The following is a 13,562-nucleotide window of genomic DNA, read 5'->3' as shown; positions in this document are numbered from 1 at the left end:
TCCCTTGCCCGCCCAGCCTCCCTCGCCCCCAGCCTCCCTTGCCGAACAGGCCATTCCCGCCCGCCCGCCCGATTGCCCCGCGCTGACAAGGGATGGGTGGGGGAACGGACGAGCAGGGGTGGGGGCCCGGCTTAACCCCCGTTGAGGCAACCCTCAAGCCCGCCTTAAGGATCAGCCATATCCGCCTGACCAGCCACTTCTGCCCGCGCCCCGCGCCTAGTCTGCGGCCGTGACCACCGAGGTAGCCGACTCCCGACTCGCCGCGTATCCCGCCCTCTCCGCATACCTGCGGCAGACGGCGGAGCCGCAGCTTCCGCCGATACCGGAGGTGCCGCCGATGCCGGAGGTGCCCCCAGGGCACCCCGCCCCCGTACCCCCGGTCCGCCTCACCCCCACCGCCCTCCGCAACGGAATCCTCACCGCCGCCCTCGCCGTCACCGCGCTCTGGGCCGTGCAGGCCGAACCCTCGGCCCGGCTCGACGTGCTCTTCGCGACCGGGGCCCACCTCACCGGGCTGCTCGCCGGGTACGGAGTCCTCGTCATGCTGTTCCTGATGGCCCGCGTGCCCGCGGTCGAGCACGGCGTCGGCGCCGACCGGCTCGCGCGGCTGCACGCCCTCGGCGGTCGCTACGTCCTCACCCTCTGCCTCGGTCACGCCCTGCTCGCCCTCTGCGGATACGCAGCCCACGCCGACACCGACCTCCTCAGCGCCACCCTCGACCTGCTCGGATATCCAGGCCTCGCCCTCGCCGCGGTCGGCACCGCCCTGCTCATGGCCGTCGGCGTCACCTCGGCGCGCGCGATGCGGCGCCGCGTTCCGCACGAGACATGGCGGGCGGTGCATCTGCTGACCTACCTCGGCGCGGCGCTCGGCTTCGTGCACCAGCTCGCCGGGCCGGACGTGGCGGGCGGCATCCTCACCGTCTGGGCGTGGTCGATGCTGCATGCGACTGTGGCGGTCCTGCTCGTCTGGTACCGCGTCGTCGTGCCCGTACGGCAGGCACTGAAGCACAGCCTGCGCGTCATCGACGTACGCGACGAAGGGCCCGGCGTGGTGTCCGTCGTGATGCAGGGCATCGGGCTCGACGAACTGCGGGCCGAACCCGGCCAGTTCTTCCGCTGGCGCTTCCTGCGGCGCAGGCTCTGGCACACCGCGCTGCCGTTCTCGCTGTCCGCGCCCGTGCGCGACGACACCCTCAGGATCACCGTGAAGGCCCTCGGTGATCACACACGCCGCATGCGGCGGCTGAAGCCGGGAACACGGGTGCTCGCCACGGGGCCCTTCGGCGCGCTGACCGCTCATCGGCGTACGAGGAGGAAGGTGCTGCTGCTCGCGGGCGGGGTGGGGATCACCCCGCTGCGGGCGCTGTTCGAGACGGTGCCCGGCGGTCCTGGGGACGTCACCCTGCTCTACCGGGCAGGCAGCGCCGAGCAGCTCGTGCTGCGCGAGGAGCTGGAGGAGATCGCCAGGAGCAGGGGAGCGGGGCTGCACTATCTGCTGGGTCGCTCCGACGCCTCCTTCGACCCCCTCGCAACACAAGCCCTGCGCAACCTGATCCCGGACCTCGCCGAGCACGACGTCTATCTGTGCGGGCCGCCCGGGATGACGGCATCGGCCACCGCCGCGCTCGTACGCGCCGGGGTGCCCGAAGAGCACATCCACGCCGAGTGCTTCACCTTCTGACGGGCTCCGCCCGCCTTCCGCCCGCCTTTCGAACGCCTTCCGACCACCGTCTGACCGCCTGCTGATCACATCCGAGAGGGCTGCCAGCTGCAATGGGACGTCACCGCAAGCCCGTACGCCCTGCCCAGGGCCCCACCCCACAGGCCCGCCGCAAGCTGGTGACGGGCCTCGCCGGAGCGAGCGCGCTGGTCGCCACGGTCCTCGCGCTCACGGTCGACCCGGCGTCCCCGCCTGCCCCCGATCGAGCCCCGGCGGGAGTCCCGGCACCGCAGGCGGCTCCCTGAGGGGAAACCGAAACCTCTGACCGAAACCTCTGACCGAAACCTTTGACCCAGACCTCTGACCGAACCCCTGGCCGAACCTCTGAAGTCCCTCAACTCTCCCTGAATTCCGTGGACGCCATGATCACCCCTCCATAGGGTCACGATCATGCCCGACATATCACTGACCACCGTCGTCGTCCTCTGCATCGCCGCCCTCGCGGCCGGCTGGATCGACGCGGTGGTCGGCGGTGGCGGGCTGCTCCTCCTGCCCGCCCTGCTGCTCGGGCTTCCGGGATCGACCCCGGCCGCGCACGCCCTGGGGACGAACAAGGCCGTCGCCATCGTCGGCACCACCGGCGCCGCGGTGACGTACGTAAGGAAGACGCCCGTCGATGTGCGCACGGCCGTGCGGATCGGTCTCGCCGCGCTCGCGGGGTCGATGGGCGGCGCCTTCTTCGCCGCAGGCATGAGCACCGAGGTGCTCAAGCCCGTGATCATGGTGGTGCTGCTCGGCGTCGGGGCCTTCGTCATCTTCAGGCCCGCCTTCGGCACCGCACCCCCCGCCCGGCCCGTCTCGCCCCGGCGCATCCTCGCCGCCATCGGCCTCGCGGGCCTCGGCATCGGGTTCTACGACGGACTCATCGGACCCGGCACCGGCACCTTCCTGGTGCTGGCGCTGACCGCCGTACTCCACCTCGACCTGGTGTCCGCATCCGCCACCGCCAAGATCGTCAACTGCTGCACCAACGCGGGCGCCCTCGCGATGTTCGCCTGGCAGGGCGCGGTCCTGTGGCAACTGGCCGGTCTGATGGCCGTCTTCAACCTCGCGGGCGGCATGCTCGGCGCGCACACCGCGCTGAAGAAGGGCAGCGGTTTCGTCCGGATCGTGCTGCTCACCACGGTGTTCGGGCTCGTGGCCAAGATGGCGTACGAGCAGTGGCTGGCCTAGGGCGAACACCAGCCCCGCACCGGCCGGCTCCTCACCCGCGCCCCGCCGCGGCAGGCGTCACCGCACGCCCGTCAGGTGCGCGAACACCACCACATTGCCCTGATAGCCCGTCTTCCTCGAATAGCTCCCGCCGCACGTGATCACGCGCAGCTCCGGCCGGTCCGCAGCCCCGTACACCTTGTCGTCGGGGAACTTCTTCGCGTCGTAGACCTCGTTCGCGTCGACCGTGAACACCGCGACGCTGCCGTCCCTGCGCTCGATCTCGATGGTGCGGCCCCTGGTCAGGCCGCCCAGGTCGTAGAAGACGGACGGCCCATCGGCGTTGTCGACGTGGCCCGCCACGATCGCGGTGCCGGTCTCGCCGGGCGTCGTCCCCGACTCGTACCAGCCCGCGAGGTTCGTCTTCTTCGGAGGCGGTACGTCGAGGCTGCCCTGCGGCGTGAGGCCGAGCCCCATGAGGGGCGCGTCGACCCGGATCGAGGAGATCCGGATGCGGTCCGGCGGGGACGGGGGGAGCGCCGGGGCGGACGAGGCGCGGCCGGAAGGGGGATCCGCCGACGCGGCCTGCGCGGCGGACGGCTGGGGCGGCGGGCGGGACTCGGCGCCGTTGTGCAGCAGCCACGCCCCGGCACACAGGGCCAGGACGGTGACCGCGCCTATCGCGGAGTTGAGGACCTTCCTGCCGTTGGGCTTCCGGGCAGCGGCCTTCCCCCGTGGGCCGTCCGACCGCGAACCATCCGACCGCGAACCATCCGAGCCGCCTGACTCACTCGGCTCACTCGGATCACTCGACTCACTCGGGCTCTGTCTGCGCATCACTCGACTCGTCCCCCTCAGGGTTCGGGGAGGCCGGTCCCCGCATCCCTCTCCGGATCCACGAGGGACAGGCGGACCCGGAGAGGGAGGGGGCTGGCGGTACCGGTGGACAGCGGAGGGTGTCCGTCAGATCCTGTCGCCTCTCGCCCGGCGATGCAGGAGCCAGGTACCGCCCGCGGCGGCGACGGCAAGCGCCGCCACACCCGCCGCGGTCTGCACGGGGTCGGGGCCCAGAGTGCCGCCGACCCCCGTCTTCACGTGTCCCTTCGGGGTCACCTGCTGCTCACGGGCGGCGGCTGTCGAGGTGATCGTCACGATCAGATCGCCCGCCACCTCCTTGCCGTCCGCGCCGGAACCGGAGCACTTCGCGACGATCTCGTAGGTGCCGGGCTGGGCCTCGGGCGGCACCTTGAACTGGCCCACGGCGCTCTCCTCCTTCTCCTCGCGCTCCTCGTGCGTGCCCGGCGCCAGCGTGAACGTGCCCGCGCCGACCGCGCTCGCATCGCCCGACGCCGTCCCTCCGCTGCCGCACGCGCTGGTGTTCACGGTGACCGATGAGCCGGGCATGACCGTGGCGGGATGGATCTCCAGGCCGCCACCGGCGGCGAGCGCCGCCGCGGCGGCGGGGGGCGTCAGCAGGCCCGCCGATGCGACGGCGAGCGCGGCAGTGGTCAGCAGGCGGGCTTTGCGCATCGTGCTTGCTCCTCCGAGGGGCCTTCAGAGGGCACGGCCCGCGGCACCCCCAAGTGCCGCTGCGTCGGTCGAACCCCGCTGCTCCGAGGTAAGTGGCACTCGGCGGCGCACGCCTCCTGAGGATCCGTCAGAAACTCTGTGGTGGAGCGGCTCCTGACGCTTCGACGGGAACGTTCCAGCAGGTCACCCGGCGTGTCGCCGAGAAGTGTCCGAAGGGCGCGCACGGCGCCTGTGAATGGGTGACCCGCCACCCCGCAGGGCCCACACCCGAGCCCTCTCCCGGTCCTTTGGCCGTTCCGTCCCCGCGGACCTGAGCCCGCCTCAGAGAGCGTCCCAGGGAACATCGGCGTACAGCCCGGCCAGCGTCCCCATCAGCTTCTCGTCGACCGCGAACTCCGTGGAGTCGATCCGCCGCACCGGCGCGATCCCCCGCGCGTTCGTGACGAAGACGGCCGAGTACGAGGAGAGGTCCGCGAGCGTGACCGGCGCCCGGCGTGAGGGAAGCCCGGCAGCCGCGAGCCGCGGTTCGAGCAGCTGCAGGGTGACGCCGCTCAGGCAGGGGGCGTCGGGCCAGACGATCTCCGAGCCGTCGTAGAAGCCGATGTTCGTGACGGCGCCCTCGCTGATCGTCCCGTCGGGCCCGGTGAGCAGTGCGTCGTCGAAGCCCGCACGCCGGGCGAGCTCTCCGTGGCGTGCCTGCCCGAAGCCGCCCAGATGCTTGATGTGCGGGAAGGGCCGCAGGTAGGGGGCCGACCGCAGGGCCTGCGGGTGCTCGGGCATCCCGCCCGGCGCCCGGACGGTCACCATCACGGACGGATCACCCTCCGGTGCGTGGACGTGGACGCGTACGGACGCGTCGGCGATGTCGTCGCGGAGCACGTGCCGGACGAGCTCGCGGACGTACTCGCCGTCGAGCTCCCGGTCGAAGAGCTCGCGCGTGGCCGAGTCGAGCCGGGCCAGGTGCAGCCCGAGCCCGCGTGTCGCGCCGCCCCTGACCTGCATCGCGGTGAAGTGTCCGACACCGCCGAGAGCGGGCCACAGCAGTCGGTCGGCGGTGGCGGCCCGGCCGTCGATCTCAAGGCGTTGCAGAGGCGCGGGAGTTGTCATGGGCTTCACCGTACGACGTGGGGGAGGGGCCGGGCGGGGGGAGGGAGAGGGAGTGGTGGCAGCTACACGAGCGGTGGCAGCCGCAGGGGCGGTGGCCGCCACACGAGCGGTGGCAGCCCGCACGAGCGGTGGCAGCCGAACGAGCGGTGGCAGCCGCACGCCGAAAGGGAAAAGGGGCCGTGGCAGGGCGCACGCCCAATTCACCGGAGGAGCCGCTTGACCTCAACCATGGTTGAGCAACGACGCTCCTTCCATGACCCAGAACACGCTTGCCGCTGACTCCACGTCCATCGCCACGCCCGCGACGTCCGCCACACAGGCGACGCCGGAGACGCCGGGCACGGCCCTCCGCGTCGCTGTCATCATCGGGAGCAACCGCGAGGGCCGCTTCGGGCCGATCGTCGCCGACTGGCTCCTGGCCCGGATCCGCGAGCACGCGGACTTCGAGGTGGACGTCGTCGACCTGGCCGAATCCCAGTTGCCGACCGCACTCTCCTTCAACCCGTCCCCCGAGACGCTCGCCGAACTCGACAAGGTCACCCCGAAGCTGGCCGCGGCCGACGCCTTCGTCGTCCTCACCCCGGAGTACAACCACTCCTACCCAGCGGCCCTGAAGAACCTCATCGACTGGCACAAAGCCGAATGGCAGGCCAAGCCCCTCGCCTTCGTCTCCTACGGCGGTCTCTCCGGCGGTCTGCGCGCGGTCGAGCACCTGCGTCCGGTCTTCGCCGAGCTGCACACCATGACGGTTCGCGACACCGTCTCCTTCCACAACGCGGGCGCCCTCTTCGCCGACGACGGCACCCACAAGGACCCGACCGCCGCGAACGCCGCCGCCAAGTCGATGCTCGACCAGCTCCACTGGTGGGCGTGGGCGCTGCGTGCCGCCAAGGAGGTCCGCCCGTACGGCAGTTGAGACCGGAGGGAGGGGTAAAGGGAGGGACGGAGAGAGAGGCAGCGGGAGGGGCAGCGAGAGGGGCAGAGTGGGAGGGGCAGTTACGCCTCCGGCAGGTGCACCGACGCCACCGCCCCGCCGCTCTCCGCATTGCGCAGCTCCACCCGCGCGCCGATGGCCTGCGCCTGGCCGAACGCGATCGTCAGGCCGAGGCCCGTGCCCTGGCCGCGCTCGCGGGCGCCGGTCTGGAAGCGCCGAGGGCCGTCCTTCAGGAGGTGCTCGGGGAAGCCGGGCCCCTGGTCGCTGACCGTGACCACGGGCCCGGCCACCCGTACGTCGACCGGGTCGGCGCCGTGCCTGCGGGCGTTGGCGACGAGGTTGGCGATGATCCGCTCCAGGCGGCGCGCGTCGGTGCGTACGAACGTGTCGTCGGGCCCGCTCGCCGCCGCGAACCGCACGGGGCACCCCGACCGCTGCACGATCCCCTCGGCCAGCGGGCCCAGCGGATGCGTGTCCAGGTCCGGCCGCTCCATCTCCGCGTCGAGCCGCGCCACTTCGAGCAGGTCCTCGGTGAGGGTGCACAGGGCGAGCACCCGGTCGCGCACGAGTTCCGTGGGGCGGCTCTGCGGCAGCAGCTCGGCCGCGGTATGCAGACCGGTCAGCGGGGTGCGCAGCTCGTGGGCGACATCCGCCGTGAAGCGCTGCTCGGCCTCGAGGCGCTGCTGCAGGGACGCGGCCATCGTGTCGACCGCAGTGGCCAGTTCGGCCACCTCGTCCTTGCCCGGCCTGCTGCCCGGCGCCCGCGGATGGTCGATACGGGCGTCCAGATCGCCCTGGCTGATGCGGCGCGCGGTGGCCGCGGCGGACCGCAGCTCACGGCTGAGGCGGCTGGCAAGAGCGGCACCGCCGAGCGCCGCGAGGACGACGACGACGGCACCCGAGACCAGCAGCTGCCGGTCGAACTCGGCCATCTCCGTGGCCTGTTCGGCCAGCGGCTCGCGGACGGAGAGCACATGGTCGCCGACCGGCCGTGCCGCCCACACGACGGGATCGGCGGCGCCCATGTCGAGATACGTGGTCCGCCGCCCGTCCAGGGCCGCGGCCCGCAGCGACGCGGGCAGGTCGGGCGCGTCGATGGCGGCGTCCGTACGGGCGTCGCCCGCGGTGTCGACCTGCCCCGTCAGCTCGTACAGCTGGCGCACCCGCACCAACTGCGCCACGGCCCCGGACCTGGCGCTCGCCGAGACCTGGTCGAGGCGGGCCTGGTGGACGAGGATCCCGATGGCGACGGCGACGACCGCGCAGCCCAGGGCGAGCAGAGCGGCGATCTTCCAGCGCAGGCCGAGGGCGTTGAGCGCGGCGCGGGCGCGCCGGGCGATGCCGCGCCGTGCGATGTCGCGCCAGGCGATGCCCTTCACCGCTGCCCGCCCGTGCTGCCGGTGCTGCCCGTGCTGCCCGTACCGTCCGTGCCGCCCGAAGGCTCCGGAGTGGGCTTCGGTGATGACGGGGCGCCGTCGGAGCCCTGCGTCTTCTTGTAGCTCTTGTTGTCGCTCACCGTGGACATCCGTACGCCGTCCCAGTGGAACCGCACCGCCTGCTCGCCGCCGTCCGAGCACGGGCTGCGCACCAGCAGGTCCCGGCCGAGCGTCTCGACGCCCACGCGCTTGCCCGCGGTGAGCAGGATCGGATAGACGCGGCCCTCGTGCTCCCGGTAGACGACGAGGACGCTCCGTCCGCTCTCCGTGTCGCCGGCCACGAGTAGTTCGGGCCGCCCGTCGCCGGTCAGGTCCGTCAGGAGCGGCGGCCGGAGTCCTACCCGGCCGGGCCTCTCGATCTCGCCGCTGTCGGCGAGCGGCTTCATCCGCGGGTCGGCCCGCAGGACCTTGCGGAAGTCCTCCGCGCCGAGCCCGTCCTTGCCCAGCTTCGGCAGCCCTTCCAGGGGCTCGGGCGGCGGCTCGTGGGTGGCGGCGTCGGCGCCGGGCCCCTTGGACGACGTACCCGACCAGGCGGGCCAGAGCGGTTCGGGGCGCGGCTGCACGGACACGGACGGCGCGGGCTCACCGGCGGCGAGACCGTCCACGCTGCCGCATCCGGCCAGCACGACGGCCGCCGCGACGGCGAAGAGGGCGGCGCGGCGCAGGAGGCGGCGGTGGGGGCAGGTGAGGTTCATGGCTCTACCGACGGTAGGAAGCGTCCATCACGGGAAACGGGAGATTGTGTAACAGGCCGGGGTAAGCAGGGTGGAAACGCGGAGATCGGGACCTTAGGCCTGTCCGGTGGACCTTTGTTCCCTTCCCGGCTTCCTTCCCGCCCGCACTGCCGCACCCTCCAGGACCCTCCGGACCTTCCCGGACCCTCTCCTCGGCCCGTCCGGAGAGAATCGGTGCATGACGCCGACGTACGAAAACGGACCCGAAGCCGAAGCCGAAGCCGAAGGAGCCGAATCCGGGCCCGGACCCGGGCGGGCCGCGGTGCTCACCGTGCTGACCACGACCGACACCGCCCAGAAGGCGGAAGCCCTGGCGAGCGGCGCCGTGGCGGCGCGGCTCGCCGCGTGCGCGCAGATCGCCGGGCCCGTGATCTCCGTCTACCGGTGGGAGGGCGAGATCGAGGAAGCGCGGGAATGGCAGGTGCTGTTCAAGACGGCCGCCGCACGGTACGAGGCTCTCGAGGCCTGGCTGACCGAGGCGCACGACTACGACACCCCGGAGATCATCGCGACGCCGGTCGTGCGGGGGAGTGCGGCGTACCTGGAGTGGGTGGAGCGGGAGACGGCCGAGTGACGCCACGGTCGGACCGGCTGCCGTTCTTCGTGTACGGAACGCTGCGGCCCGGGGAGCCGAACCACGACGTCTACGTGCGCGGCAGCGCCGAGGCCGAAGTGCCGGCCAGGCTCGCGGGCGCGGTCCTCTACGAAGGGCCGGGCTATCCGTACCTGGTGGAGGATCCCGAAGGCGGCCCGGTGCGCGGCGAGTTGATCGCCGCACGGCCCTCCGCCTACGAGCGGCTCCTCGCGGATCTCGACGTACTGGAGGACTACGCACCGGGCGACCCCCGCAACCTGTACGAGCGTGTCGTGCGCGAGGTGACCCTCCTGGACGGGGCGACTGCGCGCGCGTGGGTGTACGTGGCGGCCCCGCGGGTGGCGGCGCGGCTGCGTGCTGCGGGAGCGGTGATCGGGGGAGGGGACTGGGCGTCGTTCCGGGCGGGGCGCTGAGGAGGTTCCGCCTGGGCTCGGACAGCCGGGCCGGGGCGCGGAGGACGGCCGGGCCGGGGCGCGGAAGTCGCAGCTCAAACGCCTGCACACTCGATCCGGTGGACTCCGTCACCCGTGCGAGCGACGCGCGCGAAGCGCATGATCACGAGAGGTGAGCGCTGTGGCACTCTCCGTGTGCACCAGTCGGTGCGCGAGTCGGTGCGTGAGCACCACGTCCTCAGCAGGAGTTGCCCCATGAGCCTTCGCCGTTCGCTGCCGGCCCTCGTCGGCGCCGTCGCCCTCACCCTCGGCCTCCCCGTGGCGGCCACCGCGTCCGCTCACGCCCCGACCGCCGTCATGAACCCGTGCGGGTTCTACGAGACCGGCAGCGACGCGTTCTACAACCACTGCACGAGCGACGGCTCGAACGTCGTCATCCACGTGCGAGTGGCCCTCGCCCCCGACTACGAGCGCTGTGTCGGTCCGGGCAAGAGCTGGCTGGGTTCGGCGAGCAAGATCCAGGGCGCGCACTACGTCGGGCGTACCTGCTGACTTCGTAGGGTCTGACTTCGTAGGGTCTGACTTCGTACGGGCCGACTTCGTACGGGCCGACTTCGTGCGGGTCTGACTTCGTGCGGGCCGATTTCCGTACGCACGCGCATGACGGCGGGCCGGGGCGCACCCCCGGCCCGCCGTCATGTCCGGCCGTTACGCCCGCTCCAGCCGCACCGCGCACACCTTGAACTCCGGCATCCGCGACACCGGATCAAGTGCCGGATTCGTCAGGGAGTTGGCCCGGCCCTCGCCCGGCCAGTGGAACGGCATGAAGACGGTGTCCGAGCGGATCGTGCTCGTGATCCGTGCCGGGGCGACGGCCCGCCCCCGCCGCGAGACGACGCTCACCGGCTCGCCCTCGCCGACCTCCAGGCGCGCGGCGAGCCGCGGATGCAGCTCCACGAAGGGGCCGGGGGCGGCGGAGTTGAGCTCGTCGACGCGGCGCGTCTGTGCCCCCGACTGGTACTGCGCGAGGACCCGTCCGGTGGTCAGGAGCACGGGATACTCCGCGTCCGGCTCCTCGTCGGCGCCCCGGTGCGTCACCGGCACGAACCGCGCACGCCCGTCCTCGGTGGCGAACCGGTCGAGGAAGAGGCGGGGAGTACCGGGATGCACGGCGCCACCCGTCTCGTCCTCCGTGTCGCCTCCGCCCTCGATCGCGGGGCAGGGCCAGAACACCCCCTCCCCGTTCCCCTCCTTCAACCGCGCGTACGAGATCCCCGAGTAGTCCGCCGCCCCGCCCGCGCTCGCCCGGCGCAGCTCGTCGAAGACCTCCTCCGGGTCCGTCGGGAAGCCCTTCTCGTGGCCGAGGCGGGCGGCGAGGCCGTGGAGCACGTCCAGGTCGCTCCGTACGCCGGCAGGCGCACTCACCGCCCTGCGGCGCAGCAGCACTCGCCCCTCCAGGTTCGTGACCGTCCCCGTCTCCTCGGCCCACTGGGTCACCGGCAGGACGACATCCGCCAGTTGGGCCGTCTCGGAGAGCACGACGTCCGCCACCGCGAGGAAGTCGAGCGACCGCAGCCGCTCCTCCACGTGCGCGGCGCGCGGCGCCGAGACGACCGGGTTGGAGCCCATCAGGAGCAGGGCCTTGATGTCCCCGCCGAGCGCGTCGAGCAGTTCGTACGCGGACCGGCCGGGGCCGGGGAGCGAGTCGGGGTCGACGCCCCACACGCCCGCCACATGCGCCCGCGCCGCCGGATCCGTCAGCTTGCGGTAGCCGGGCAACTGGTCGGCCTTCTGGCCGTGTTCGCGTCCGCCCTGCCCGTTGCCCTGCCCGGTCAGGCAGCCGTACCCGGCGAGCGGGCGGCCCGCGTTGCCCGTCGCGAGGCAGAGGTTGATCCATGCGCCCACCGTGTCCGTCCCCTTGGACTGCTGCTCGGGCCCGCGCGCGGTGAGCACCATCGAGGCCTCGGAGTCGCAGAACATCCGCATCGCGTCCCGGAGCTGGGGCACGGGGACGCCGCTGATCCGCTCCACGTACTCCGGCCAGTGCGCCATCGCCGCCGCCCGCGCCTCCTCCCAGCCGCTGGTGCGCTCCTCGATGAACGCGGCGTCCGTCCGGCCCTCGGCCACCACGAGGTGCAGCAGGCCGAGCGCGAGGGCGAGGTCGGTTCCGGGGCGCGGCGCCAGATGCAGGTCGGCCTGCTCGGCGGTGCGGGTCCTGCGCGGGTCGATGACGATCAGCTTGCCGCCGTTCGCCTTCAGCTCCGTCAGATACCGCAGCGCGGGCGGCATCGTCTCCGCGAGGTTCGAGCCGACGAGGATCACGCAGCCGGTGCGCGGGATGTCCTCAAGGGGGAACGGCAGGCCGCGGTCGAGCCCGAAGGCCCGCTGGCCCGCCGCTGCCGCCGACGACATGCAGAACCGGCCGTTGTAGTCGATCTGCGACGTGCCGAGCGCGACCCGCGCGAACTTCCCCAGGGCGTACGCCTTCTCGTTGGTCAGGCCTCCGCCACCGAACACCCCGCACGCGTCCGCGCCGTGTTCCGCGCGCGTGCGGGACAGCCCCTCGGCGACCCGGTCGACGGCCTCCTCCCAGGTGGCCGGTTCGAGCAGTCCCGTGGCGTGGGATCGGACGAGTGGCTCGGTCAGGCGCACCCGGGAGGAGAGCACAGCGGGCGCCGTGCGGCCCTTGCCGCACAGCGCGCCCCCGTTCACGGGGAACTCGGGACGCTCCACGACCTCCACCCCGCCGGGCCCTGCGGCCAGGCTCATCCCGCATTGCAGCGCGCAGTACGGACAGTGGGTCGGTGTCGCCTTGGTGTGCATACGACCCAGGGTCCGCCGGTCTTGTTACGCCCCCCGACGCGATCGCGTTACACCCGCGGTAAGCCGACCTCAGCGAGCCCCACACCCGGCTGTGAGCCCCTTGAGCAGCGCGGGGAACTGCGCGAGGAGGGCCCACGCCCCGCACCCGGCTGTGAGCCCTTCAGGGGCGCGAGGAACTGCGCGAGGACGGACCACGACCCGCACCCGGCGGAAGCGGCGAGCGGAAGAAGACAGACGCAACCCTGCTCAAGGCCCAGGGGCCAGGCCCGGCTCACGGGGCCCCAGGAACCGCGGATCCGGTTGAAACGCCGCGTCGAGCGCCGCCTTGCCCGCCGCGAGGACCTCCCTCGCCCCGCCGTAGTACCAGGTCGCGTCGTGCTTGGCGTCGACCCCGACGCCGTACGACGAGATGCCCGCCGCGCCGCAGAGCGCGACGGCCCTGCGTATGTGGAAGCCCTGGCTGATCAGCACCGCCCGGTCGACGCCGAACACCTTCTTGGCGCGCACGCACGAGTCCCAGGTGTCGAAGCCCGCGTAGTCGCTGACGATCCGCCGGTCCGGTACGCCGCGCTCGGTGAGGTACGCACGCATGGCGTCCGGCTCGTCGTACTCCTCGCGGCTGTTGTCGCCGGTGACGAGCACGACCTCTATGCGCCCCGCCTCGTACAACTCCGCCGCCGCGTCAAGCCGGTGCGCGAGATAAGGCGACGGCTCGCCCTCCCACAGCCCGGCGCCGAAGACGACCGCGATCCGCGTGCGCGGCACGTCAGCCGTCGTGTGCAGTCGGCCCTCGGTCGTCACGAACAGCCAGGTAGCGGGCAGCAGCGCCACCACGCAGAGAGCCATGACGACCTGCACGGCCCGTCGCTGCCCCCGCCGCGTACGCGGAAGGCGCAGGCGGCCGACGCGGGCCACACATCCGCGGGCCCAGGCCCGCACCCGGAACGGCTCCGACCCGCCGGACGGCCCCGACGCCCCGGACCGCCGCATCCACCCCGGCCGCTCCATCCCGATCCCCCGTGCCCGACGCCGGATCCCCCGATCCGATCACTGTGGACAACGGTAGGCGACCGCACTGACAACGCGGCGGCACCATCGGTGAGCCAGGCCGAAAGCACCCGTCACCGGCGCGCAAC

Annotated in this window: 14 protein-coding genes and 1 pseudogene; 8 read left to right on the top strand and 7 right to left on the bottom strand. The window is 72.6% G+C overall.

From position 1 onward, the window contains the following. Positions 1-229 precede the first annotated feature (229 nt). The 3 genes from AC5P1C_RS07655 (at position 230) to AC5P1C_RS07645 (ending at position 2,896) form a co-directional block, all read left to right on the top strand. Positions 230-1,684, top strand: a complete 1,455-nt coding sequence (locus tag AC5P1C_RS07655) for a ferredoxin reductase family protein (RefSeq protein WP_493864882.1) — start codon at positions 230-232, stop codon at positions 1,682-1,684. Positions 1,685-1,776: 92 nt separating this feature from the next. Then, positions 1,777-1,968: a hypothetical protein gene (locus tag AC5P1C_RS07650; protein ID WP_493864881.1), complete on the top strand. Its 192-nt coding sequence runs from the start codon at positions 1,777-1,779 to the stop codon at positions 1,966-1,968. A 145-nt stretch (positions 1,969-2,113) separates the two neighbouring features. Then, entirely contained in the window at positions 2,114-2,896 is a 783-nt protein-coding gene (locus tag AC5P1C_RS07645; protein WP_493864880.1) for a sulfite exporter TauE/SafE family protein, read from the top strand. 57 nt (positions 2,897-2,953) lie between these two features. On the opposite strand, the gene AC5P1C_RS07640 is transcribed toward AC5P1C_RS07645, so the two are convergent. From AC5P1C_RS07640 to AC5P1C_RS07630, 3 genes are all read right to left on the bottom strand, one after another. Continuing rightward, positions 2,954-3,712 (bottom strand): class F sortase, encoded by a 759-nt coding sequence (locus AC5P1C_RS07640; RefSeq protein WP_493864879.1) that lies wholly within the window; start codon positions 3,710-3,712, stop codon positions 2,954-2,956. 126 nt (positions 3,713-3,838) lie between these two features. After that, on the bottom strand, positions 3,839-4,405 hold the full coding sequence (locus tag AC5P1C_RS07635) for a GVDTG sorting domain-containing protein (RefSeq protein ID WP_493864878.1): 567 nt from the start codon (positions 4,403-4,405) through the stop codon (positions 3,839-3,841). A 321-nt stretch (positions 4,406-4,726) separates the two neighbouring features. Then, the gene (locus tag AC5P1C_RS07630; protein ID WP_493864877.1) at positions 4,727-5,512 is read right to left on the bottom strand and encodes an aminotransferase class IV family protein; all 786 of its coding nucleotides are present in this window, start codon (positions 5,510-5,512) and stop codon (positions 4,727-4,729) included. Positions 5,513-5,765: 253 nt separating this feature from the next. On the opposite strand from AC5P1C_RS07630, the gene AC5P1C_RS07625 reads away from it, so the two are divergent. Continuing rightward, complete coding sequence (locus AC5P1C_RS07625; RefSeq protein WP_493864876.1) at positions 5,766-6,428, top strand: NADPH-dependent FMN reductase; 663 nt, start codon at positions 5,766-5,768, stop codon at positions 6,426-6,428. 80 nt (positions 6,429-6,508) lie between these two features. Here AC5P1C_RS07625 and AC5P1C_RS07620 read toward each other — a convergent pair whose 3' ends face one another. Together AC5P1C_RS07620 and AC5P1C_RS07615 are read right to left on the bottom strand one after the other, a co-directional pair. Continuing rightward, positions 6,509-7,825 (bottom strand): sensor histidine kinase, encoded by a 1,317-nt coding sequence (locus AC5P1C_RS07620; RefSeq protein WP_493864875.1) that lies wholly within the window; start codon positions 7,823-7,825, stop codon positions 6,509-6,511. Then, entirely contained in the window at positions 7,822-8,577 is a 756-nt protein-coding gene (locus tag AC5P1C_RS07615) for a hypothetical protein (protein ID WP_493864874.1), read from the bottom strand. Before AC5P1C_RS07615 ends, AC5P1C_RS07620 begins: the two co-directional genes overlap by 4 nt. A 217-nt stretch (positions 8,578-8,794) precedes the next feature. Between AC5P1C_RS07615 and cutA the strand changes: the two genes are divergently transcribed. The 4 genes and pseudogenes from cutA to AC5P1C_RS07595 form a co-directional block, all read left to right on the top strand. Beyond that, positions 8,795-9,190: a divalent-cation tolerance protein CutA gene (cutA, locus tag AC5P1C_RS07610; RefSeq protein WP_493864873.1), complete on the top strand. Its 396-nt coding sequence runs from the start codon at positions 8,795-8,797 to the stop codon at positions 9,188-9,190. After that, on the top strand, positions 9,187-9,624 hold the full coding sequence (locus AC5P1C_RS07605) for a gamma-glutamylcyclotransferase family protein (protein ID WP_493864872.1): 438 nt from the start codon (positions 9,187-9,189) through the stop codon (positions 9,622-9,624). Before cutA ends, AC5P1C_RS07605 begins: the two co-directional genes overlap by 4 nt. Before the next feature lie 234 nt (positions 9,625-9,858). Further along, the gene (locus AC5P1C_RS07600) at positions 9,859-10,155 is read left to right on the top strand and encodes a DUF6355 family natural product biosynthesis protein (protein ID WP_493864871.1); all 297 of its coding nucleotides are present in this window, start codon (positions 9,859-9,861) and stop codon (positions 10,153-10,155) included. A 25-nt stretch (positions 10,156-10,180) separates the two neighbouring features. Next, positions 10,181-10,231: pseudogene (locus AC5P1C_RS07595) on the top strand (hypothetical protein); the annotation flags it as partial. 80 nt (positions 10,232-10,311) lie between these two features. On the opposite strand, the gene AC5P1C_RS07590 reads toward AC5P1C_RS07595, so the two are convergent. Both AC5P1C_RS07590 and AC5P1C_RS07585 read right to left on the bottom strand, forming a co-directional pair. Next, positions 10,312-12,426 (bottom strand): molybdopterin oxidoreductase family protein, encoded by a 2,115-nt coding sequence (locus AC5P1C_RS07590; RefSeq protein ID WP_493864870.1) that lies wholly within the window; start codon positions 12,424-12,426, stop codon positions 10,312-10,314. Between the two features lie 246 nt (positions 12,427-12,672). Then, entirely contained in the window at positions 12,673-13,272 is a 600-nt protein-coding gene (locus tag AC5P1C_RS07585) for a SanA/YdcF family protein (RefSeq protein WP_493864985.1), read from the bottom strand. Positions 13,273-13,562 lie beyond the last annotated feature (290 nt).

Source organism: Streptomyces sp. A18 (genome assembly GCF_059026065.1).
This window is presented reverse-complemented; position numbering and strand designations above follow the sequence as displayed.